The sequence below is a fragment of the Agromyces sp. Marseille-Q5079 genome (genome assembly GCF_051016555.1).
In the GTDB taxonomy this organism is placed as follows: Bacteria; Actinomycetota; Actinomycetes; order Actinomycetales; family Microbacteriaceae; genus Agromyces.
In genome coordinates this window covers 743,398-763,545 of sequence record NZ_JBPEJF010000001.1, presented here as the reverse complement: position 1 = coordinate 763,545, position 20,148 = coordinate 743,398, and the positions used below count along the sequence as shown (strand labels likewise).

General features: G+C 72.3%; 20 protein-coding genes. 15 read left to right on the top strand and 5 right to left on the bottom strand.

The genetic code is table 11. The annotated features are described in order from the left end of the window. The first annotated feature begins 75 nt into the window (after window positions 1-75). The 4 genes from ACR3IO_RS03480 to paaZ all read left to right on the top strand — a co-directional run bounded on the left by ACR3IO_RS03480 (window position 76) and on the right by paaZ (window position 5,135). On the top strand, window positions 76-1,281 hold the full coding sequence (locus ACR3IO_RS03480; protein WP_434069838.1) for a thiolase family protein: 1,206 nt from the start codon (window positions 76-78) through the stop codon (window positions 1,279-1,281). After that, complete coding sequence (locus ACR3IO_RS03475; RefSeq protein ID WP_434069764.1) at window positions 1,278-2,051, top strand: enoyl-CoA hydratase/isomerase family protein; 774 nt, start codon at window positions 1,278-1,280, stop codon at window positions 2,049-2,051. Before ACR3IO_RS03480 ends, ACR3IO_RS03475 begins: the two co-directional genes overlap by 4 nt. Next, entirely contained in the window at window positions 2,048-2,917 is an 870-nt protein-coding gene (locus tag ACR3IO_RS03470; RefSeq protein ID WP_434069763.1) for a 3-hydroxyacyl-CoA dehydrogenase family protein, read from the top strand. The genes ACR3IO_RS03475 and ACR3IO_RS03470 overlap by 4 nt, the downstream gene beginning before the upstream one ends. 106 nt (window positions 2,918-3,023) lie before the next feature. Next, window positions 3,024-5,135, top strand: coding sequence for a phenylacetic acid degradation bifunctional protein PaaZ (gene paaZ / locus ACR3IO_RS03465; protein WP_434069762.1), 2,112 nt, complete (start codon window positions 3,024-3,026; stop codon window positions 5,133-5,135). A gap of 91 nt (window positions 5,136-5,226) precedes the next feature. Here paaZ and ACR3IO_RS03460 read toward each other — a convergent pair whose 3' ends face one another. Continuing rightward, the gene (locus ACR3IO_RS03460) at window positions 5,227-7,380 is read right to left on the bottom strand and encodes a DEAD/DEAH box helicase (RefSeq protein WP_434069761.1); all 2,154 of its coding nucleotides are present in this window, start codon (window positions 7,378-7,380) and stop codon (window positions 5,227-5,229) included. A 153-nt stretch (window positions 7,381-7,533) separates the two neighbouring features. Between ACR3IO_RS03460 and ACR3IO_RS03455 the strand changes: the two genes are divergently transcribed. Further along, window positions 7,534-8,376 carry an SGNH/GDSL hydrolase family protein gene (locus tag ACR3IO_RS03455; RefSeq protein WP_434069760.1) on the top strand — a complete coding sequence of 281 codons (843 nt, stop codon included), beginning with the start codon at window positions 7,534-7,536 and terminating at the stop codon, window positions 8,374-8,376. Window positions 8,377-8,382: 6 nt separating this feature from the next. On the opposite strand, the gene ACR3IO_RS03450 is transcribed toward ACR3IO_RS03455, so the two are convergent. After that, complete coding sequence (locus ACR3IO_RS03450; protein ID WP_434069759.1) at window positions 8,383-9,204, bottom strand: SGNH/GDSL hydrolase family protein; 822 nt, start codon at window positions 9,202-9,204, stop codon at window positions 8,383-8,385. A 149-nt stretch (window positions 9,205-9,353) separates the two neighbouring features. Between ACR3IO_RS03450 and ACR3IO_RS03445 the strand changes: the two genes are divergently transcribed. The 4 genes from ACR3IO_RS03445 (at window position 9,354) to ACR3IO_RS03430 (ending at window position 11,998) form a co-directional block, all read left to right on the top strand. Further along, the gene (locus tag ACR3IO_RS03445; protein ID WP_434069758.1) at window positions 9,354-10,559 is read left to right on the top strand and encodes an acyltransferase family protein; all 1,206 of its coding nucleotides are present in this window, start codon (window positions 9,354-9,356) and stop codon (window positions 10,557-10,559) included. 70 nt (window positions 10,560-10,629) lie between these two features. Next, window positions 10,630-10,854, top strand: coding sequence for a hypothetical protein (locus ACR3IO_RS03440; protein WP_434069757.1), 225 nt, complete (start codon window positions 10,630-10,632; stop codon window positions 10,852-10,854). A gap of 123 nt (window positions 10,855-10,977) precedes the next feature. Further along, window positions 10,978-11,358, top strand: a complete 381-nt coding sequence (locus tag ACR3IO_RS03435; RefSeq protein WP_434069756.1) for a hypothetical protein — start codon at window positions 10,978-10,980, stop codon at window positions 11,356-11,358. A gap of 7 nt (window positions 11,359-11,365) precedes the next feature. After that, a complete protein-coding gene (locus tag ACR3IO_RS03430) occupies window positions 11,366-11,998 on the top strand; it encodes a hypothetical protein (protein WP_434069755.1) in 633 nt (210 codons plus the stop codon). Between the two features lie 9 nt (window positions 11,999-12,007). On the opposite strand, the gene ACR3IO_RS03425 is transcribed toward ACR3IO_RS03430, so the two are convergent. Beyond that, the gene (locus ACR3IO_RS03425; protein WP_434069754.1) at window positions 12,008-12,637 is read right to left on the bottom strand and encodes a TetR/AcrR family transcriptional regulator; all 630 of its coding nucleotides are present in this window, start codon (window positions 12,635-12,637) and stop codon (window positions 12,008-12,010) included. Window positions 12,638-12,768: 131 nt separating this feature from the next. Between ACR3IO_RS03425 and ACR3IO_RS03420 the strand changes: the two genes are divergently transcribed. Continuing rightward, complete coding sequence (locus tag ACR3IO_RS03420) at window positions 12,769-13,455, top strand: YdeI/OmpD-associated family protein (protein ID WP_434069753.1); 687 nt, start codon at window positions 12,769-12,771, stop codon at window positions 13,453-13,455. 712 nt (window positions 13,456-14,167) lie between these two features. On the opposite strand, the gene paaK is transcribed toward ACR3IO_RS03420, so the two are convergent. Both paaK and paaI read right to left on the bottom strand, forming a co-directional pair. Next, entirely contained in the window at window positions 14,168-15,427 is a 1,260-nt protein-coding gene (paaK, locus tag ACR3IO_RS03415) for a phenylacetate--CoA ligase PaaK (protein WP_434069837.1), read from the bottom strand. A 122-nt stretch (window positions 15,428-15,549) separates the two neighbouring features. Then, complete coding sequence (gene paaI, locus ACR3IO_RS03410) at window positions 15,550-16,017, bottom strand: hydroxyphenylacetyl-CoA thioesterase PaaI (RefSeq protein ID WP_434069752.1); 468 nt, start codon at window positions 16,015-16,017, stop codon at window positions 15,550-15,552. A gap of 165 nt (window positions 16,018-16,182) precedes the next feature. On the opposite strand from paaI, the gene paaA reads away from it, so the two are divergent. The 5 genes from paaA to paaE are packed head-to-tail and all read left to right on the top strand — an operon-like array spanning window position 16,183 to window position 20,123. Then, window positions 16,183-17,172, top strand: a complete 990-nt coding sequence (paaA, locus tag ACR3IO_RS03405) for a 1,2-phenylacetyl-CoA epoxidase subunit PaaA (protein ID WP_434069751.1) — start codon at window positions 16,183-16,185, stop codon at window positions 17,170-17,172. Then, window positions 17,172-17,477, top strand: coding sequence for a 1,2-phenylacetyl-CoA epoxidase subunit PaaB (paaB, locus tag ACR3IO_RS03400; RefSeq protein ID WP_434069836.1), 306 nt, complete (start codon window positions 17,172-17,174; stop codon window positions 17,475-17,477). The genes paaA and paaB overlap by 1 nt, the downstream gene beginning before the upstream one ends. Next, entirely contained in the window at window positions 17,474-18,358 is an 885-nt protein-coding gene (gene paaC, locus ACR3IO_RS03395) for a 1,2-phenylacetyl-CoA epoxidase subunit PaaC (RefSeq protein WP_434069750.1), read from the top strand. Before paaB ends, paaC begins: the two co-directional genes overlap by 4 nt. Further along, the gene (gene paaD / locus ACR3IO_RS03390; RefSeq protein ID WP_434069749.1) at window positions 18,355-18,909 is read left to right on the top strand and encodes a 1,2-phenylacetyl-CoA epoxidase subunit PaaD; all 555 of its coding nucleotides are present in this window, start codon (window positions 18,355-18,357) and stop codon (window positions 18,907-18,909) included. Before paaC ends, paaD begins: the two co-directional genes overlap by 4 nt. Then, on the top strand, window positions 18,909-20,123 hold the full coding sequence (gene paaE, locus ACR3IO_RS03385; RefSeq protein ID WP_434069748.1) for a 1,2-phenylacetyl-CoA epoxidase subunit PaaE: 1,215 nt from the start codon (window positions 18,909-18,911) through the stop codon (window positions 20,121-20,123). The genes paaD and paaE overlap by 1 nt, the downstream gene beginning before the upstream one ends. The last annotated feature ends 25 nt before the right edge of the window (window positions 20,124-20,148 follow it).

The window sequence follows — 20,148 nt, the reverse complement described above, 5'->3', positions numbered from 1 at the left end:
GCTCGACCCCGTGCCATAATTACTTCCTGAACGGTCGGTCACTAATTCGACCGGACAATGACGTCAGGAGAACAGATGGCCGAGGCCTACCTCGTCGGAGGGGTTCGCACGCCCGTGGGCCGGTACGGCGGAGCGCTCGCGAGTGTGCGACCCGACGACCTCGCGGCCCTCGTCGTCGGTGAGGCCGTGCGTCGCGCGGGCCTCGACCCGGCGGCGGTCGCCGACGGCATGATCGACGAGGTCATCCTCGGGGCGGCCAACCAGGCCGGCGAGGACAACCGCAACGTCGCGCGCATGGCCGTGCTGCTGGCCGGCCTGCCCGATTCGATTCCGGGCATCACCGTGAACCGCCTCTGCGCCTCCGGCATGTCCGCCGTCACGATGGCGGCCCAGGCGATCCGGGCCGGCGACGCCGACCTCATCGTCGCCGGCGGCGTCGAGTCGATGACCCGCGCGCCGTGGGTGCAGGCCAAGCCCGAGAAGGCGTGGGCGAAGCCCGGCGCCGCCTACGACACGTCGATCGGATGGCGGTTCCCGAACCCGCGTCTGCTCGCCCGCGACAAGGCCACGTTCTCGATGCCCGAGACCGCCGAGGAGGTCGCCAGGGTCGACGGCATCACGCGCGCCGAGGCCGACGAGTTCGCGCTGCGCTCGCAGCACCGCGCGGCATCCGCGATCGACGCCGGCCGCTTCGCCGACGAGATCGTCGGCGTGCCGCTCGCCCGAGGCGGCGAGGTGCTCGTCGACGAGGGGCCCCGCCGCGACACGACCCTCGAGGCGCTCGCCGCGTTGCGCCCCGTCGTCCCCGGAGGGTCCGTCGTGACGGCGGGCAACGCGAGCTCGCTCAACGACGGCGCGTCCGCGATCGTCGTCGCCAGTGCGGCCGCCGTCGAGCGGTACGGACTCGTGCCCCGCGCACGGGTCGTGGTCGGGGCATCCGCCGGCCTCGCGCCCGAGATCATGGGACTCGGGCCGGTGCCCGCCACCGAGAAGGCCCTCGCCCGCTCCGGCCTGGCCATCGGCGACCTGGGCTCGATCGAGCTCAACGAGGCGTTCGCCACCCAGTCGATCGCCTCGATGCGCCGGCTCGGCCTCGACCCCGAGCGCGTCAACGCCGACGGGGGAGCGATCGCGCTGGGGCATCCGCTCGGCTCCTCGGGCTCGCGCCTCGTGGTGACCCTGCTCGGGCGCATGGAACGCGAGGGCTCGCGCTACGGCCTCGCGACCATGTGCGTCGGCGTCGGCCAGGGGTCGGCCCTCATCGTGGAGCACCTGTCATGACGGATGCCGCAGCAGACCCCGCGACGGGCGCCGGCGGCTCGCCGCTCCGCATCGAGCGCTTCCCCGACCGGGTCGTCGCCACGCTCGACCGCCCCGACGTGCGCAACGCGATCGACCAGCGCACCATCGACGCGCTGCACCTGCTCTGCGCCGAGCTCGAGGCGATCCCGCGCATCCTGATCCTCACGGGCGCCGGCGGCGTGTTCGCCTCGGGGGCCGACATCGCCCAGCTGCGCGAGCGCCGTGCCGCCGACGCCCACCGCGGCATCAACGCGAATGCGTTCATCCGCATCGCCGAACTGCCGATGCCGGTCATCGCGGCGCTCGATGGGTACGCCCTCGGCGGCGGCGCCGAGCTCGCCTACGCGGCCGACATCCGCATCGCGACCCCGTCGCTGAAGATCGGCAACCCCGAGACCGGACTCGGCATCCTCGCCGCGGCCGGTGCGAGCTGGCGGCTGAAGGAGATCGTCGGCGAAGCCCGCGCGGCCGAGATGCTGCTCACCGGGCGCACGGTCCAGGCCGACGAGGCGCTCGCGATCGGGCTCGTGAGCGCGCTGCATCCGGCCGACGAGCTGCTGGGCGCCGCGCACGCGATCGCCGACCGCATCGCGCGCAACGACCGGGACGCGACCATCGCGACGAAGCGCGTGTTCCGCGCACCGCGCGCTGCGCATCCCGAGGCCGACAACGAGGCGCAGGCGGTGCTCTTCGAGAGCCCCGAGAAGTTCCGGCGCATGAGCGAGTTCCTCGAGAGGAAGCAGAAGTGAGCGAGACCACGACCGGTGCCCCGTCCGACGTCGGCGTGCTCGGCGGCGGGCGCATGGGCGCGGGCATCGCGCACGCGTTCCTGCTGGCGGGCTCGCGGGTGACCGTCGTCGAGCGCGACGCGGATGCCGCGGCCGCGGCGTCGACGCGCGTGCTCGACTCCGTCGCGGCATCCGTCGCCCGCGGCACCGCCGACGAGGGCGCCGACGTCATCGCCGCTCGATTCGGCACGAGCACCGACGTCGGCTCGTTCGCGCGCTGCGGGCTCGTGGTCGAGGCCGTGCCCGAGCAGCTCGAGCTGAAGATCGACGCGCTCACCCGCGTCGAGGCCGTCATCGGCGACGACGCCGCGCTCGCCTCGAACACGTCGTCGATCTCGATCGACGAGCTCGCGGCCCTGCTCGACCGGCCCTCGCGATTCCTCGGCATGCACTTCTTCAACCCCGTGCCCGCGTCGACGCTCGTCGAGATCGTGCGTGGCGCGGCGACCGACGCGCCGCTCGTCGACGCCTCGCGCGAGTGGGTGCACGCGATCGGCAAGACCCCCATCGTCGTCGCCGACTCCCCGGGGTTCGCGTCCTCGCGGCTCGGCGTCGTGATCGGCCTCGAGGCGATCCGCATGCTCGAGGAGGGCGTCGCCACCGCCGAGGACATCGACCGGGCCATGACGCTCGGGTACAAGCATCCGGTCGGCCCCCTGCGCCTGACCGACCTCGTCGGGCTCGACGTGCGGCTCGGCATCGCCGAGTACCTCGCCGCGAACCTCGGCGAGCGGTTCGCGCCCCCCGCCCTGATGCGGCGCATGGTCGCCGAGGGGCGACTCGGCCGCAAGACCGGCCAGGGCTTCTACACCTGGGACGAGTCATGAGCGATCGTGGCCGTCTCCTCCTCGAGCGGTCGCGGATGGCGACCTCCGCGCCCGTCATGTCGCCATCTGCGACCGCTCGATGCCCGTTCGACGAAAGGCACCCCGAATGAACACGATCCTGCCCAGCTACGTCAACGGCGAGTGGTGGACGCCGGATGCCGCGACGACCGCGGGCGGCGGCGTCGCCGCATCCGCGACGGAGGTGCGCGACGCCTCGACCGGCGAGGTCGTGACCCGCGTCTCGACCGAGGGGCTCGACCTCGCGGCGGCGCTGGAGTACGCGCGCACCGTGGGCCAGCGCTCGCTCGGCGAGCTGACCTTCCACCAGCGTGCCGTGCTGCTGAAGCAGATGGCCCTCGTCCTCACCGAGCGCAAGCAGGAGCTCTACGAGCTCTCGAGCCGCACAGGCGCGACGAAGCAGGACTCCTGGGTCGACATCGACGGCGGCATCGGCGTGCTCTTCACGTACTCGTCGAAGGGGCGACGCGAGCTGCCGAACTCGCAGGTGTACGTCGACGGCGGCGTCGAGCAGCTCTCGAAGGACGGCTCGTTCCTCGGGCGGCACATCTTCACGCGCCTGCCCGGGGTCGCCGTGCAGATCAACGCCTTCAACTTCCCGGTCTGGGGGTCGCTCGAGAAGTTCGCCCCCGCGTTCCTCGCCGGGGTTCCGAGCCTCGTGAAGCCGGCGACGCCGACCGGATACCTCGCCGAGGCGTTCGTGCGCATCCTCGTCGAGTCGGGCCTGCTGCCCGACGGCTCGCTCCAGCTCGTCTCGGGCAGCGTGCCCGACCTCTTCGAGCACCTCCGGCTCGGCGACCTCGTCGCGTTCACCGGATCGGCCTCGACCGCCGAGCGCCTGCGCGCCAACGACTCCGTGCAGACGGGCGGCGTGCGCTTCACGAGCGAGACGGACTCGATCAACGCGTCGGTGCTCGGCCCCGACGCCGTCGACGGCACGCCCGAGTTCGACGCCTACGTCAAGCAGCTCGTGACCGAGATGACCACGAAGGCCGGCCAGAAGTGCACGGCCATCCGCCGGGCGATCGTGCCCGCGGCATCCGTCGACGCCGTCATCGGGGCCGCGCGGGCCCGCATCGCCGAGCGCGTCGTCGTGGGGGACCCCCGCGCCGAGGGCGTGACCATGGGGCCGCTCGCCTCGACCGGCCAGCGCGACGAGGTCCTCCGCCAGGTGCGCCGCCTCGCCGACGAGGGCGGCGAGATCGTGATCGGCTCCACGGATGCCCCGACCGTGCGGCTCGCCGACGGCACCGACGGCGCGGCATCCGACGGGGCGTTCGTCTCACCCGTCATGCTGCGATTCGCGGATGCCGCGAGCCCCGCCCTGCACGAGGTCGAGGCGTTCGGGCCCGTGACCTCGATCGTCGGCTACGACAGCGTCGACGACGCCGTGCGGCTCGTCGCACGCGGCGGCGGCTCGCTCGTGACGAGTGTCGCCACGCACGACCCCGCGGTTGCCGTGGCCCTCGCCTCGGGCATCGCGGCCTACAACGGCCGCCTGCTGCTGCTCGACCGCGACGACGCCCGCACCTCGACGGGCCACGGTTCGCCGCTGCCCACGCTCGTGCACGGCGGACCGGGTCGCGCCGGCGGCGGCGAGGAGCTCGGCGGCATCCGGGCGGTGCTGCACCACATGCAGCGCACGGCCGTGCAGGGTTCGCCCGAGATGCTGACCGCCCTGACCGGCGTCTGGCATGCGGGCGCCGCGTCGACGCCGTACGCCGAGGCCGGCGAACCGCACCCCTTCCGCAAGTCGCTCGCCGAGCTCCGCATCGGCGACCAGGTCGTGTCGGGTTCGCGCACGGTCACGCTCGAGGACATCGAGACGTTCGCGCACTTCACGGGCGACACGTTCTACGCCCACATGGACGAGGCCGCCGCGGCGGCCAACCCGTTCTTCCCGGGCCGCGTCGCGCACGGGTACCTGCTCGTGTCGTGGGCGGCCGGGCTCTTCGTCGACGCGGCGCCCGGACCCGTGCTCGCGAACTCGGGCCTCGAGAACCTCAGGTTCGTCACGCCCGTGTCGCCGGGCGACGCGATCCGGGTCGAGCTCACGGCGAAGCAGATCACGCCGCGCGAGACCGACGAGTACGGCGAGGTGCGGTGGGACGCCGTGCTGCGGAACCAGGACGACGACCTCGTCGCGAGCTACGACGTGCTGACGCTCGTCGCGAAGGAGCAGGCGCCGGTCGCCGGCTGACCGAGCCCGGCGCGCCCGGCTCGCGGCTCGGCCGTGTCGGTCGTGGCCGTGTCGGTCGTCGGCGTGCCGGTCACGGTCGCGTGGTCGCGCGTCAGCCGCGCAGCGCGAGCACGAACGGCAGCACCTCGGCGGCGCCGGCCTGCCGGAGCTCGCGTGCCGCGACCGTGAGCGACCACCGGCTGTCGGCCAGATCGTCGACGAGCAGCACGCCGCCACTCGGCACGTCGAGCCCCTCGGCCGTGAAGCGCTGCCAGACACCCGCGAGGCGGAACGCGCTGTTGCCGCCGGGTTGCCCGCTCGGGCCGCCGTTCGCGGGCTCGAGGGCGCCGACATAGGGCAGGCGCCCGATGCGGGCGATGCCCTCGGCGAGCGATCGCACGAGGAGCGGATGCGCGCGCGACGGCATCGACACCACGGCGACGGGGCGCTCGTGCCAGCCCCAGTCGGCGAGCACCCGCACGCACGCGTCGAGCATCGCCGGCGTCACCGGTGCGTCGGGGGCGCCGGCCGCGAAGACCTCGCGCAGCGTGCCGCCCCATCCGAGGTCGGTGAGGCGGGCGAGGGCCCGACCCTCGCCCGCCTGCTCGGCCGGAGCGATGCGGCCCTTCACGGGAACGCCCAGGCGATCGGCGCCGGTCGGCCAGGCCTTGCGCGGCTCCACCGGGACGCCGACCCGATCGAGGGCTCCGGATGCCGCGGCGGCAGCGCCCTCGTCGAGGTCGCCCGGGTACCAGACGCCGGCGCAGTTGTCGCAGCGCCCGCACGGCGCCGCCGTCTCGTCGTCGAGGGATCGCTGGAGGAACTCCATGCGGCACCGGTCGGTCTGCTCGTACTCGATCATGTGCTGCTGCTCGGCCTCGCGCTCGGCCGCGATGCGGCGATACCGCTCGGCGTCGTAGGACCAGGGCTCGCCCGTGGCGACCCAGCCGCCCTGCACGCGGCGCACGGCGCCGTCGACGTCGAGCACCTTCAGCAGCAGCTCGAGAGGGGTGCGTCGGATGTCGACGCGGGCCTCGAGGGCGGGTGTGGACACCGGCACGTCGGAGAGTTCGTCGATGACGCGGCGCGCCCGCTCCTCGTCGGGCATCGACGCCGTGGCGAAGTAGTGCCAGATCGCGCGGTCTTCGGTGCCGGGCATCAACAGCACGTCGGCGCTCTCGCTCGCGCGGCCGGCGCGACCGACCTGCTGGTAGTAGGCCACCGGTGACGAGGGGGCGCCGAGGTGCAGGACGAACCCGAGGTCGGGCTTGTCGAAGCCCATGCCGAGTGCGCTGGTCGCCACGAGCGCCTTGACCTCGTTGCGCTTCAGGAGGCCCTCGGACTCCTCACGCTCGTCGGGGTCGGTCTGGCCGGTGTAGGCGCGCACGTCGTGGCCGCGCTCGCGCAGCACGCGGGCGATGTCGGTCGCGGCCGAGACGGTGAGCGTGTAGATGATGCCCGATCCGGGCAGGTCGTCGAGGTGGCTGAGCAACCAGGCGAGACGGCTCGCCGAATCGGGGAGGCGCAGCACCCCGAGCCGCAGCGAGGTGCGAGCCAGCGGGCCCCGGATGGTGAGCACGCCATCGCCCGCATCGCCGCCTTCGGCCGTGGAGCCGAGCTGCTCCGCGACATCCGCCACGACCCGGCTGTTGGCGGTGGCCGTCGTCGCGAGCACCGGCACGGAGGCCGGCATCTGCGCGATGAGCTCGCGCAGGCGCCGGTAGTCGGGCCGGAAGTCGTGGCCCCAGTCGCTGATGCAGTGCGCCTCGTCGACCACGAGCATGCCCATGCGTCGCACGAGTGCGGGCAGCTGCTGCTCGCGGAAGGACGGGTTGTTGAGCCGCTCGGGCGAGACGAGGAGCACGTCGACCTCGTCGGCGTCGAGCCGCTGCAGCACGTCGGACCACTCGTGCGCGTTCGTCGAGTTGATGGCCACGGCGCGTACGCCCGCGCGCTCGGCCGCGGCGATCTGGTCGCGCATGAGCGCGAGCAGCGGGGAGACGAGCACCGTGGGCCCGGCGCCCTCGCGTCGGAGCAGGAGCGTGGCCACGAAGTAGACGGCCGACTTGCCCCACCCCGTGCGCTGCACCACGAGCGCGCGTCGACGGCCCTCGACCAGGGCGCTGATGGCCTCGAACTGCCCGTCGTGGAACGTCGCGTCGTCGCGGCCGACGAGTTCGCGGAGCGCCTCGAGCGCCGCCGTGCGGAGATCTGCGGATGCCGCGCCTGGCGAGGAGGGCGTCGTCTCGTTCGGCGTGGCGGTCATGCTCCCACTCTGTCGGATGCCGCGGACATCCGCTCGTTCTGGGGCATTGCCGGGGCCTCCTCGTGCGAGTAGCGTGCGGTGCGCACGCCCCTCCGTGCACAGCGTCCTCGACGATGCGACCCGACATCGCTGGCACGGTGGAAGGGCACGTCCGTGGCTCGTCGTCCAAGCATCCGCACCTCGTTGGGAGCCGTCGCCGCGACGATCGCGCTCCTCGCCGTCTCCTTCGCCGGGGGGACCGGCGCCCAGGCCGCCCCGCCGCCGCCGCCCTCGATCGCCGCGCTCGGGGACTCGATCACCCAGGCGACGGATGCCTGCGGCTACCGTGACTGCCCGGCGTACAGCTGGTCGACCGGATCCTCCTCATCGGTGAAGTCGCACGCGAGCCGCCTCAGGTTGGCGGGTGCGACGACGCTCGCCGTGTACAACGACGCCGTCACCGGCTCGAAGGCCGCCAACCTGCTCGCCCAGGCGCAGAAGGCGGTCGCGCAGCGGGCCCAGTACGTCACGGTCGAGATCGGCGCCAACGACGCGTGCACCTCGACCGTCGCCGGCATGACCGCGACGGCGGCGTTCCGCACCTCGGTGCTGACGGCGCTGCAGGCGATCAACCAGGGAACGCCGACGGCGAGGATCTTCGTCGCGAGCATCCCGAACCTGAAGCGCATGTGGTCGCTGAGCCAGGCCAAGTCTGGCGCGAGGCTCGTCTGGGCGGCCGGGAAGATCTGCCAGTCGATGCTCGTGAGGCCCACCAGCACGGCCATCGCCGACACCACCCGACGAGACCAGGTGCAGGCGAGGGTCGACGAGTACAACGTGGCGCTGGCCGGTGCGTGCGCCGCGGTCGCGAACTGCACGTTCGACGGCAACGCCGTGGCGAACTACTCGTTCACGGCCAGCCAGATCTCGGTGCTCGACTACTTCCATCCGAGCATCTCGGGCCAGGCGAAGTTCGCCGAGATCACCTGGGGGGTGAGTCCCTACGGCACGCCCTGACCGGGCTCACTCGGCGGACTGCGCCGTGAGGACGGCGGTGACGAACCGCGCGGCGAGGTAGCCGTAGCCCGCGTCGTTCAGGTGCAGGCCGTCGCCCAGGTCGAGCAGGTCGCTGTTGCCGGTCGTGATCCAGGGCGTCGGCGACGACGGGTCGATGAACACGGCGCCCGCCTCGACCGACGCCGCCCGGATCGCCGGGAGGTGCACGAGCCGTGCGGTTCCGGCGGCGATGGGCTCGGCCGGGCCGAACACCACGACGACCGCCTCCGGCCACTGCATGCGCGCCGTGCGCACGACCTGGCCCACGGCCTCGGCCTCGGCCTCGGTGGACGCGCGCCAGTCGTTCAGGCCGCCCTGGATCACGATCACGTCGTAGGTCGCGCCGGTGCGGGCCTGCGCGAGCAGGCGCTGCCGGAAGCCGAGTCCGTCGGTGCCGTCGGTCGAGGTCGTCTTGGTGAAGCCCGTGCCGCCGACGCCGTCGATCGTCGCCTGCCACCGGAGTGAGCCCGCCGCGATGGCCGCCCAGTTCGCGGATGACGAGGTCGCACCGTACCCGGCGGTGAACGAGTCGCCCAGGATGAGCGCCCGGGGATTCGCGGGCAGGTCGGACAGGCGCGGGGTCGTGTCGGTCGGGACCGGCCGCGTCTCGGCGTCGGGCGTGGCCGACGGCGCCGCGGCGATCGCCTCGGTGATCCCGCCCGTCGTGGGCGTCGGCGATCCGAGGGCGAGCGGGGCGGCGACGATCGCGACGCAGACGCCGGCACCGACGAGCCCGAGCGCGGTCCACCGCACGGCCGCAACGCGACGACGGGTCCACTCGGGCTTCATGAGGCGATCGTAACCGGTCGATCCTGCGCGGGGGCCTGAGGATCGCGAGGCCCCGGGGGTGCGTTCGGGGTCGTCGGGTAGCATGCTGTCTTCAGCTCGCTGACGTCGTCGAGCACCCAATCCAACTTCCGGTCCTCGAGGGATGTGCCATGCCTGCTTCACGGCCACGCGTGCAATCGCTCGACGGCCTGCGCGGTCTCGCGGCGCTCATCGTGCTCGTGCACCACTCGCTGCTCGTCGTTCCCGCGCTCGCGGCGCCCTACTACGGCGGTCGCGCCGAGCCGGGGGCGACCTGGCTGCTCGTGCACACCCCGTTGCACCTGCTGTGGGGCGGCACCGAGGCGGTGTACCTCTTCTTCATCCTGTCGGGCCTCGTGCTGTCGCTCGCGGCCCGGTCGAGGTCGTTCACGTGGCGGTCGTACTACCCGTCGCGCATCGTGCGCCTCTACGTCCCCGTGATCGGCGCCGTCGTGCTCGCGGGCATCGTGATCGCACTGGTCCCGCGCGACGGCGCGACCGAGAGCGTCTGGCTCTCGCGTCGGAGCGACGACTACCCGATCTCCTCCATGCTCGAGGATGCGACGCTCCTCGGCGGACCGAGCGGAGTGGTCAGCCCGCTCTGGTCGCTCTACTGGGAGGTGCTGTTCTCCCTCCTGCTCCCCGTCTACCTGTATGCGGCCAGGCGGATGCCCGCGTGGCTGCAGGCGGTCATCGCCGTCGCGCTGTCCACCATCGGCACCCTCGAGGGCGTGACGGCGTTGAAGTACCTGCCGATGTTCGGGCTCGGCGTGGCCCTCGCCGCCGGGTGGGAGCGCCTCGGCGAGACGGTGGGGCGGATGCCGCGAGCCGTCGCGATCCCGGCATGGACCGTGGCCGTCGCGGGCGCGCTCGTGCTCACCAGCTCCTACTGGCTCGTGCTGCCGTACACCGATCGTGTGACGGCGCGGGCGGCGACCATGCCGCTCACGCTCGTCGGGGTCGCGATCCTGATCGTCGCGGCCGTGCACGCCGGGCTGCTCGCGCGCATCCTGTCGTCGAGGCCGTTCCTCTTCCTCGGCACGATCTCCTTCAGCCTGTACCTCGTGCACGAACCCATCGTGATCGCGATCGGGCACCTCGTGCCCCGGCCCTTCATGACGGTGCTGATCGCGCTGCCCGTCGCGCTCCTGGTGGCGGTCGTGTTCTACCACGTGGTCGAACGGCCGGCGCACCTGCTCGCGAAGCGCGTGCGCGATCACGCCGCGAACGAGGTCGTTCCGGCGCCGGCCCGCGGAGGCGACCGGCCGAGCGCGCCGGTCGACGCCGACGCCGTACCCGATGGGGTGCGCACCACGGCAGTGGTGGGCCAGAACTAGGGCGGATGCCCGATACCCATCGGGTACCTCAGGGACGAATGTCGACTCCAGACAGACACAGGGAGTCGACATGATGATCTCGGAACTCAGCTACCTCCACCTGCAGGACGCGCAGGGGGCCCGATTCGCCCAGGAGCTCGAGCGCGTTCGCGAGCAGCGCGAACGGCAGCTCGAGGCCGACGGCGCGGCGGTGCCGTCCCGCACGCACGGGCGGCCGACGGGCGACGGCTGGTGGGCGGGCATCCTGCATCTCGGGCACGGCTCGCATCAGTCGGATGGCGCGCGGGCGGCCTGACAGGCCGGCGAGAACGGGCGGCCCGACAGGCCGGCGCCTCGTGCCGGCGCATCGTCGGCGGCCGTCCGGGGCCGCGCCGCCGACGTCCTTGACCCGATGGCCCGCGGAGGCCACGCTGAGCACATGAGTGCATCGACGAGCGCATCCGTCCGCGGCGCGGCCTTCTGGATCTGCTACGCCGTCACGGTGATCAGCGCGATCACGAGCATCGCCTTCGCCGTCATCGCCGTGACCGACGCCGGGCTCGAGGATGCCAACGCGCTGTACGCGGCATCCCGCAGCACCGCGCTGGTCGTGCTCGCCCTCGTCGCGCCGCTGTTCCGATCGGATGCCGCGCTGCTGGCGATCGCCGTGGCGATGACGATCGTGCAGGGCATCGACGCGTTCATCGGTGCGCTCCAGGGCGACCTCGCGAAGACCCTCGGGCCGGCCCTGCTCTGCGTCGTGACGATCGTCGCGGCGACGTTCCTCGCCAGGAGCGACCGCATCCGCTCGCAGGACTGACACCGGCATGCCCCACGAGTACCGACTCCACGTCGACGTCGACGCGCGCTGCCTCTGCTGCGGCAGCCTGCAGCGCTTCCGCTTCGCCTCGCCGTCCGACCAGGTCGTGTGCGAGCACTGCCGCACCCACGGCGGCGACGAGAAGGCGGTGCGCCGCGACCGGGAGCACATCGCGCTGTGGCGGGGCATCCTCGATCGGCACGAGGCCGATGCCCGAGCCGAAGAGGCGGCCGCGGCGCTCGCCGCCGACGAGGCGGCGGCCGTCATCGCCCGACTCACGGCTGAGCGCGACCAGCTGCGCGCGGGCGTGATCGCGGCCGACAGCGAGGTCGGCGCCGGCCTCCGCGACTCGCTCCAGGGCGAGCTGGTGCGCCGCGCCGAACGCGCGACCGCGTTGACGGCGAGACGGGTCGACAAGGCGATGGTCGCGCTGTGGCGGCTGCAGGCGTTCCACCACCCCGACGCGCGCAAGCCCGGCACGTGCTCGTGCGGGCGATCGCTCACCGCCTGCGGCGAGAGCCGCGTGCTCGAGGCGCAGCGCCAGGACATGCTCGACTGGGAGCGTCGGCAGCTCGTGCTGCTGAAGGCCGGCGAGCGGCACGGACTGCCGCCCGAGCACCCCGAGGTCGCCGGGACCTGACGGCGGCGCTCAGCCGAGCAGGTCCTCGACGCGGTTCGAGGTCGGCATCCGCAGGCCGTCGAGCGCGACCGCGACGACGTCGTCGGCGAGCCGGTCGGCGTCTTCGGCGCCGCCCGGGCGGTACCACTCGACGAGCGAGTTGATCATGCCGAACGTGAGGCGCGAGACGACGCTCGCGTCGAGGTCGCTGCGGAGCGACCCCTCGGCCTGCGCCTCGGACACGAGCGCGGTGACGCGCCGGTCGAAGGCGCGCCGACGCTCGAGCGCGCGTCGTTCGACCTCGGTGTTGCCGCGCACGCGCAGCAGCAGCGTGACCGACGGCAGCCGGTCGACGAGCACGTGCACGGCGCCGCGCAGCACGAGGTCGAGGCGGTCGGCGGCGCGCCCGCCGGCGGCATCCGCCTGTTCGAGCACGCCCTCGAGCGAGGACAGCGCCGAGTCGAGGGCCCGGTCGAGGATCTCGTCCTTCGACGTGAAGTGGTGGTAGATCGCCGACTTCGAGAGCCCGAGACGTTCGGCGAGCACGCCCATGGAAGTGGCGTCGTAGCCGTACTCGTTGAAGGCGGCGACGGCGACGTCGAGGATGCCCTGCTGGTCGTAGCCCGGTCGCCCGCGTCGAAGTGAGGTGTTCTCTGACATCGCCATCAGTCTCCCACCCGAACGGTCGGTTGGCCCGCAGCCGGGTCGAGCGGATGCCGCGTGCCGAGCGGATGCCGCGTGCCGATGTCGCGGCACGTGCCGATGTCGGTGCCCGCTGCCAGACTGGCGTCGTGACCAGGAGCATCGGAACCCCCGGCGGCACGCCCGAGCGCCCGGCGCTGTTCTTCGCCGATGCTGCGGAGTTCCGCGCCTGGCTCGAGGCCAACCACGAGACCGCGCCCGAGCTCTGGATGGGCCTCTACAAGAAGCACGTCGAGCACCACGGCCTCACCTGGGCCGAGGCCGTGCCCGAGGCGCTGTGCTTCGGCTGGATCGACTCGGTCGCCCAGCGCATCGACGACGACGCCCGTCGCCAGCGGTGGAGTCCTCGCAAGGCCGACAGCATCTGGTCGGCCGTGAACGTCGCGCACGTCGAGCGGCTCATCGCCGAGGGGCGCATGCGCCCGGCCGGCTTGGCGGCCTACGAGCGCCGACGGGCCGATCGCACGGGCGTCTACTCGCACGAGCGCGTCGAGCAGGTGCTGCCGCCCGAGGCCGCGGCGCGACTCGAGGCCGACGCCGCGGCATCCGCCTTCTGGCAGGCCGCCACGCCGACCTATCGGCGCATGGTCACGCACTGGGTGCTCTCCGCGAAGCAGGAGTCCACGCGCGAACGGCGGCTCGTGCAGCTCATCGACGACAGCGCCGCCGGGCGGCTGGTGTCGTTCCAGCGATACGGCGAGACACCGAGCTGGGTCGCGCGCGCCGCGCAGGCCGCGCGCGATGCCGGCGGCCCGACGGGGTCGCCGACCGAGTAGCGGCGTCCGGCCGTCAAGGGCGCTCCAGAGGCGCACCAGGGGCGCACCGAGGTCTCGATGCCGAGCGCCGCAGTCGGGTCGGCACCCCCTCGCCCGACGGGTTCCTACGGTTGCACGGGCCACGACGTCGAATCGACGCGGTGCACGCCGGAGTGCGGGTTCGCTCTGCGACTGCGGTGCCGGAGTGCCGGAGTGCCGGAGTGCCGGAGTGCCGTTGTGCCGGGGTGTCGGAGGGTGGGTTTGCTCTGCGAGTGCCGGAGTGCCGGAGTGCCGGAGTGCGGTTGTGCCGGGGTATCGGAGGGTGGGTTTGCTCTGCGACTTCGGTGCCGGGGTGCCGGAGTGCCGGGGTGTCGGAGGGTGGGTTTGCTCTGAGACTGCGGTGCCGGGGTGCCGGGGTGCCGGGGTGTCGGAGGGTGGGTTTGCTCTGAGACTGCGGTGCCGGAGTGCCGGAGTGCCGGGGTGCCGGGGTGCCGGGGTGCCGGAGGGTGGGTTTGCTCTGAGACTGCGGTGCCGGAGTGCCGGAGTGCCGGAGTGCCGGAGTGCCGGAGTGCCGCCCTTCCCGAGAGTGGACCACGCCTCTTCCCGAGAGTGGGACCACGCCTCTTCTCGAGAGCGGGACCACGTCCTTCTCGAGGGTTCGACCACGCCCCTTTACGAGAGTGAGACCACGCCCCTTCCTCGAGAGTGGGAGGGACCGCGCCGCGGCATCCGCTCAGGCGGTGCGCAGGTCGTAGACGCGCTTGTACTTGCCCTCGCTGCGGGGCAGCGTGCCCGGCTCCTCGAGGCGCACCTCGACGGTCGATCCGATCAGCACCTTGATCTTCTTCGCGAGCACCACGGATGCCGCCTCGCAGACGTCGCGAGAGAGGTCGGGGTGGCGTTCGATGCGCACGGTCATGGCGTCCATGCGGCCGACGCGGGTGAGCTCGAGGATGAAATGCGGGGTCAGGTGCTCGATGCCGAGCACGATCTCCTCGATCTGCGTCGGGAAGAGGTTCACGCCGCGCAGGATGATCATGTCGTCGTTGCGGCCGGTGATCTTCTCGATGCGGCGCATCGCGGGCCGTGCGGTGCCGGGCAGCAGGCGCGTGAGGTCGCGCGTGCGGTAGCGGATGACCGGGAACGCCTCCTTCGTGAGCGAGGTGAACACGAGCTCGCCCATCTCGCCGTCGGCGAGCACCTCGCCGTTGTCGCCGTCGATGATCTCGGGCAGGAAGTGGTCCTCCCAGATGTGGGGGCCGTCCTTCGTCTCGAGGCACTCGTTGCCGACGCCCGGGCCCATGACCTCGCTGAGGCCGTAGATGTCGAGGGCGTCGATGCCGAGGCGCTCCTCGAGCTCGTGGCGCATCTCGTTCGTCCACGGCTCGGCGCCGAGCACGGCGACCTTGAGCGAGGTCGAGCGCGGGTCGATGCCGGCCTCGACCATGGCGTCGGCGATCGTGAGGAGGTAGCTCGGCGTGCAGAGGATCGCGTCGGGCTCGAAGTCGGTGATGAGCTGCACCTGGCGGGCGGTCTGGCCACCTGACATCGGGATCACCGTCGCACCGAGCGCCTCGATGCCCGCGTGCGCGCCGAGGCCGCCCGTGAACAGGCCGTAGCCGTAGGCGTTGTGCACCTTCATGCCGGGGCGGATGCCGCTCGCGCGGAGTGACCGGGCGATGAGCGTCGCCCACCGCTCGAGGTCGCCCTTGGTGTAGCCGACGACCGTGGGGCGCCCGGTCGTGCCGCTCGAGGCATGGATGCGCGCGACCTGCTCCATGGGCACGGCGAACATGCCGAACGGGTAGGTGTCGCGCAGGTCGGCCTTCGTCGTGAACGGCAGCTTCGCGACATCCGCGAGCGTGCGGATGTCGTCGGGGTGCACGCCCGCCTCGTCGAACTTGCGCGTGTAGAGCGGCACGTTCTCGTAGGCGTGGCGCACGGTCTGCTGCAGGCGCTCGAGCTGCAGGGTCTCGAGCTCGGCGCGCGACATGCGCTCCTCGGGATCGAGGGCGTCGGATGCCGCGGGCACGAGGCCCGAGACGCTCGGGATCGTGACGCTGCTGGGGGAGAGGGTCGTCGTCGACACGGGATGCTCCTGGGGGTTCGGCGGGGTCAGCGGGTGCGGTTGGTCGAGATCGAGCGGCCGCGGAACTCCGCGACCGGGTCGCCGTGCTCGTCGACGACCGAGACGTCGTAGAGGCCCGTGCGGCCGCTGCGCGTGCGTCGCACCGCGGTGGCGGTGAGCGTCTGGCCGGCGACGGTGGACTTCAGGAACGTGATGTCGGCGCCTGCCGCGACGGTGACCGCGTCGTCTTCGTTGCAGGCGATCGCGAAGGCCGTGTCGGCCAGCGTGAAGACGAGCCCGCCGTGGGTGATGGCGAAGCCGTTCGTCATGTCCTCGCGTACGCGCATGGAGACGACCGCGTGGCCGGGGTCGTCGCGCTCCACGCGCATGCCGAGCGCGGCCGACGCGAGGTCGCGCTGCATCATGGTGCGGGCGGGCGCGGTGGCCTGCTCGGCGGCGTGCGCGGCGGCATCCGGTTCGGCGTCGGTCTGGACCTGCGTCGCGGCATCCGTCATGTGAAGCTCCTCGTCGAGATTCTGCGCTGTTGCGTGCGTTCGTGCGGGCGCCGTTGCTTCCGGCGCTGCAACGACTATATACTAACTGAACGATCGGTTGGTATTGTTCTCTTGGAGAACCCGGATGCCGCCGGCACCCGAACCGCGAACACACAGGAGTCGACGATGACCTCACCCGCTGACCTCAGCGTGGTCGAACGCGAGCCCTCGCCCGAGGAGGCGCAGTTCGACGACCTCATCGCCGCGGACTCGCGCATCGAGCCGCGCGACTGGATGCCCGAGGCGTACCGCAAGACGCTCATCCGCCAGATCAGCCAGCACGCGCACTCCGAGATCATCGGCATGCAGCCCGAGTCCAACTGGATCACGCGCGCCCCGAGCCTCAAGCGCAAGGCGATCCTCATGGCCAAGGTGCAGGACGAGGCCGGCCACGGGCTCTACCTCTACTCGGCCGCGCAGACCCTCGGCATCACGCGCGACGAGATGATGAGCCAGCTCATCGAGGGCCGTGCCCGCTACTCCTCGATCTTCAATTACCCCACCCCGACCTGGGCCGACATGGGCGCGATCGGATGGCTCGTCGACGGCGCCGCGATCTGCAACCAGGTGCCGCTGTGCCGCGCCTCGTACGGCCCCTACGGCCGTGCGATGGTGCGCATCTGCAAGGAGGAGTCCTTCCACCAGCGGCAGGGCTTCGAGATCCTGCTCGAGCTCATGCAGGGCACCGAGGCCCAGAAGCAGATGGCGCAGGACGCGGTGAACCGCTGGTACTGGCCCGCGCTGCAGATGTTCGGCCCGCCCGACGACCAGTCGCCGAACTCGGCGCAGTCGATGGCGTGGAACATCAAGCGCTTCTCGAACGACGAGCTTCGCCAGCGCTTCGTCGGCATGCTCGTGCCGCAGGCCGAGGTCATGGGCGTCACGCTGCCCGACCCGAACCTGCGCTTCAACGAGGAGACCGGCGAATACGACATGAGCGAGATCGACTGGACCGAGTTCGACGAGGTGCTCGCCGGCCGCGGCCCCGCCAACGCCGAGCGCATCCGCCGACGCCGAGAGGCCCACGAGGAGGGCGCCTGGGTGCGCGAAGCCGCCGCCGAGTACGCCCGCAAGCAGTCCGAGCGCGAGCTCGCGGCATCCGGGGCGGTGGCATGATGTCGACCCCCGGCGAGATGGGAACCGAGGCCTGGCCCCTCTGGGAGGTCTTCGTGCGCGCGAATCGCGGCCTCAGCCACGTGCACGTCGGCTCGCTGCACGCGCCCGACTCCGACATGGCCGTGCGCAACGCGCGCGACCTCTACACACGTCGCAACGAGGGCGTGTCGATCTGGGTGGTGCCCGCCGACGCGATCACCACGAGCGACCCCGACGCCAAGGGCGCCTTCTTCGAGAGCCCCGCGGGCAAGAACTACCGCCACGCCGTGTACTACACGAAGAGCGAGGGGGTGAAGCACCTGTGAGCACGCCCTCCCTGCACGACGCCGGTCATGACGCGGGCCACGACGCCCACGGCTCCGTCACGGTCGACGAGCTCGCGCTCGCCGAGGAGCTCGCGGGCTCCGGCATCACGGGCTCGGGCCGGGTCGCCGGTGCGGATGCCGCGGAGTACGCGCTGCGCCTCGGCGACGACGCCCTCGTGCTCGCCCAGCAGCTCGGCATGTGGATCACCCGCGCCCCCGAGCTCGAGGAGGACGTCGCCCTCGGCAACATCGGCCTCGACCTCATCGGGCACGCCCGCTCGCTCCTGCACTACGCGGGCACGGCGACCGGCCGCAGCGAAGACGACCTCGCCTACTGGCGCGGCGAGCCAGAGTTCCGCAACGCCTGGCTCTTCGAGCAGCCCAACGGCGACTTCGCGCACACCATCGCGCGCCAGCTCGTGGCCTCGCTCTACCTCTACGAGCTCTACGGTGCGCTGGAGTCCTCGACCGACGAGACGCTCGCGGCCATCGCGGCCAAGTCGGCCAAGGAGGTCGACTACCACCGCGACCACGCCGTGCAGTGGGTGCTGCGCCTGTCGGGCGGCACCGACGAGTCGCGCCGCCGCATGATCGCGGCCGTGACCGACACCTGGCCGTACGTCGACGAGCTCTTCGCCGACGACGCGCTCGTCGAGCGGCTCGCGGCCGACGGGGTCGCCGTGCTGCCGTCGACGCTCCGGCCCGCCTTCGAGTCGGCCGTCGACGCCGTCTTCGCCGAGGCGCAGCTCGAGCGGCCCACCGGCCGCACCGCGTTCATCGCCTCCGGCGGTGGCCGCGAGGGCCGGCACACCGAGCACCTCGGGCCGCTCCTCGCCGAGATGCAGGTGCTCGCCCGATCGCACCCGGGGGCGTCGTGGTGACCGCGCTCGCCCGGCCGGCGGCATCCGCTCGTCCCGACACGAGCGCCGCTCGCCCGACCCGCCCGGCCGACGCTCACGCATGGGACGTCGCGGCGACCGTGACCGACCCCGAGATCCCGGTGCTCACGATCGAGGACCTCGGGGTGCTGCGCTCGGCGCTCGTCGACGACGAGGGCGCGGTGCGCGTGCAGCTGACGCCCACGTACAGCGGATGCCCCGCGCTCGACGCCATGCGCGACGACGTCGTGCTCGCGCTCACCCACGCCGGCTACGACGACGTGCACGTCGACCTCGTGCTCGCGCCCGCGTGGACCACCGACTGGATGAGCGAGGCGGGCAAGGAGAAGCTCCGCCGCTACGGCATCCAGGCGCCGACCGGTCGGGCGGCCGCTCGCGATGCGGGTCCCGTGCGCGTGCAGCTCGCGGTCAAGTGCCCGCGCTGCGACTCGCTGAACACCCGCGAACTCGCCCGCTTCGGCTCGACCTCGTGCAAGGCGCTCTACGAGTGCCGCGACTGCCTCGAGCCCTTCGACTACTTCAAGGTGCTCTGATGGCCGCGCGCAATCTCGGGTCGACGACGACCCGACCGGCGGATGCCGCCGCAGCGGCGTTCCTCGCCGCCACCGTCGGCGGAGAGGCGGCGACGACGCCCGAGGGCTCGAAGCGCCGTCGGGCCCGGTTCCACAGCCTCGAGGTCGCCGAGGTGCGCCCGCTCACGGCCGACGCCGTCGAGGTCACCTTCGCGGTTCCGGCCGAGCTCGCCGACGAGTACGCCTACCAGCCCGGGCAGTACGTGGCGCTCCGCGCCGAGCTCGAAGGCCACGAGCGCCGCCGCAGCTACTCGATCTGCCGTCCGCCCGAGCGCTCGGCCGACGGCGCCGGCACCATCTCGGTGGGCATCAAGCGCGACCTCGGCGGCATCTTCTCGTCGTGGGCGAACTCCGAGCTGAAGGCCGGCGACCGCCTCGACGTGATGAGCCCTCAGGGCACGTTCACCTCGACCCTCGACGCGCTCGACGGCAAGCACATCGTCGCCATCGCGGCGGGGTCGGGCATCACCCCGCTCATGGCGCTCGCCCAGACGGTGCTGGCCCGCTCCGCGACATCCGAGTTCGAGCTCGTCTACACGAACCGCTCCACGCTCGACGTGATGTTCCTCGAGGAGCTCGCCGAGCTCAAGGACCGGTACCCGTCGCGGCTCGCGCTGCACCACGTGCTCTCGCGCGAGCAGCGCACCGCGCCGCTGCTCTCGGGGCGCATCGACGCCGAGAAGCTCGGCACCATACTCGACGTGCTCATCCGCCCCGAGACGGTCGACGAGTGGTTCCTCTGCGGGCCGTTCGAGCTCGTGCAGCTCGCGCGCGACACCCTCGCCGAGCGCGGCGTGCCGACCGAGCACGTGCGGTACGAGCTCTTCACGACCGACGCCGACCGCGTCGAGCCTCGCCACGGCCGGCCCGTCGAGGTGCGGCAGGGCGAGCGCACGTTCGCGATCGAGTTCACGCTCGACGGGCAGTCCTCGACCGTCGAGAGCCCGGTGTCGGCGAACGAGTCGATCCTGAACGCGGCGCTGCGCGTGCGACCCGACGTGCCGTTCGCGTGCGCCGGCGGCGTTTGCGGCACCTGCCGGGCCAGGGTCATCGACGGCGACGTGACGATGACCGAGAACTACGCGCTCGAACCCGACGAGCTCGAGCGCGGCTACGTGCTCACCTGCCAGTCCCATCCCACGTCCGACCGGGTGAGCGTCGACTACGACGTCTGACGCCGATACCCTGCGAACGGGTCGA

What these genes read in the sequence shown, in the direction of transcription:
- paaZ (WP_434069762.1), top strand. Translation starts at nt 3,024, where the DNA reads ATGAACACGATCCTGCCCAGCTACGTCAACGGCGAGTGGTGGACGCCG.
- paaI (WP_434069752.1), bottom strand. Translation starts at nt 16,017, where the DNA reads ATGACGGATGCCGCGACGCAGGTCCAGACCGACGCCGAACCGGATGCC.
- paaK (WP_434069837.1), bottom strand. Translation starts at nt 15,427, where the DNA reads ATGTCGCGCGCCGAGCTCGAGACCCTGCAGCTCGAGCGCCTGCAGCAG.
- ACR3IO_RS03435 (WP_434069756.1), top strand. Translation starts at nt 10,978, where the DNA reads ATGAGTGCATCGACGAGCGCATCCGTCCGCGGCGCGGCCTTCTGGATC.
- ACR3IO_RS03460 (WP_434069761.1), bottom strand. Translation starts at nt 7,380, where the DNA reads ATGACCGCCACGCCGAACGAGACGACGCCCTCCTCGCCAGGCGCGGCA.
- ACR3IO_RS03480 (WP_434069838.1), top strand. Translation starts at nt 76, where the DNA reads ATGGCCGAGGCCTACCTCGTCGGAGGGGTTCGCACGCCCGTGGGCCGG.
- paaA (WP_434069751.1), top strand. Translation starts at nt 16,183, where the DNA reads ATGACCTCACCCGCTGACCTCAGCGTGGTCGAACGCGAGCCCTCGCCC.
- paaB (WP_434069836.1), top strand. Translation starts at nt 17,172, where the DNA reads ATGTCGACCCCCGGCGAGATGGGAACCGAGGCCTGGCCCCTCTGGGAG.
- paaE (WP_434069748.1), top strand. Translation starts at nt 18,909, where the DNA reads ATGGCCGCGCGCAATCTCGGGTCGACGACGACCCGACCGGCGGATGCC.
- ACR3IO_RS03440 (WP_434069757.1), top strand. Translation starts at nt 10,630, where the DNA reads ATGATGATCTCGGAACTCAGCTACCTCCACCTGCAGGACGCGCAGGGG.
- ACR3IO_RS03450 (WP_434069759.1), bottom strand. Translation starts at nt 9,204, where the DNA reads ATGAAGCCCGAGTGGACCCGTCGTCGCGTTGCGGCCGTGCGGTGGACC.
- ACR3IO_RS03430 (WP_434069755.1), top strand. Translation starts at nt 11,366, where the DNA reads ATGCCCCACGAGTACCGACTCCACGTCGACGTCGACGCGCGCTGCCTC.
- ACR3IO_RS03475 (WP_434069764.1), top strand. Translation starts at nt 1,278, where the DNA reads ATGACGGATGCCGCAGCAGACCCCGCGACGGGCGCCGGCGGCTCGCCG.
- ACR3IO_RS03445 (WP_434069758.1), top strand. Translation starts at nt 9,354, where the DNA reads ATGCCTGCTTCACGGCCACGCGTGCAATCGCTCGACGGCCTGCGCGGT.
- ACR3IO_RS03425 (WP_434069754.1), bottom strand. Translation starts at nt 12,637, where the DNA reads ATGTCAGAGAACACCTCACTTCGACGCGGGCGACCGGGCTACGACCAG.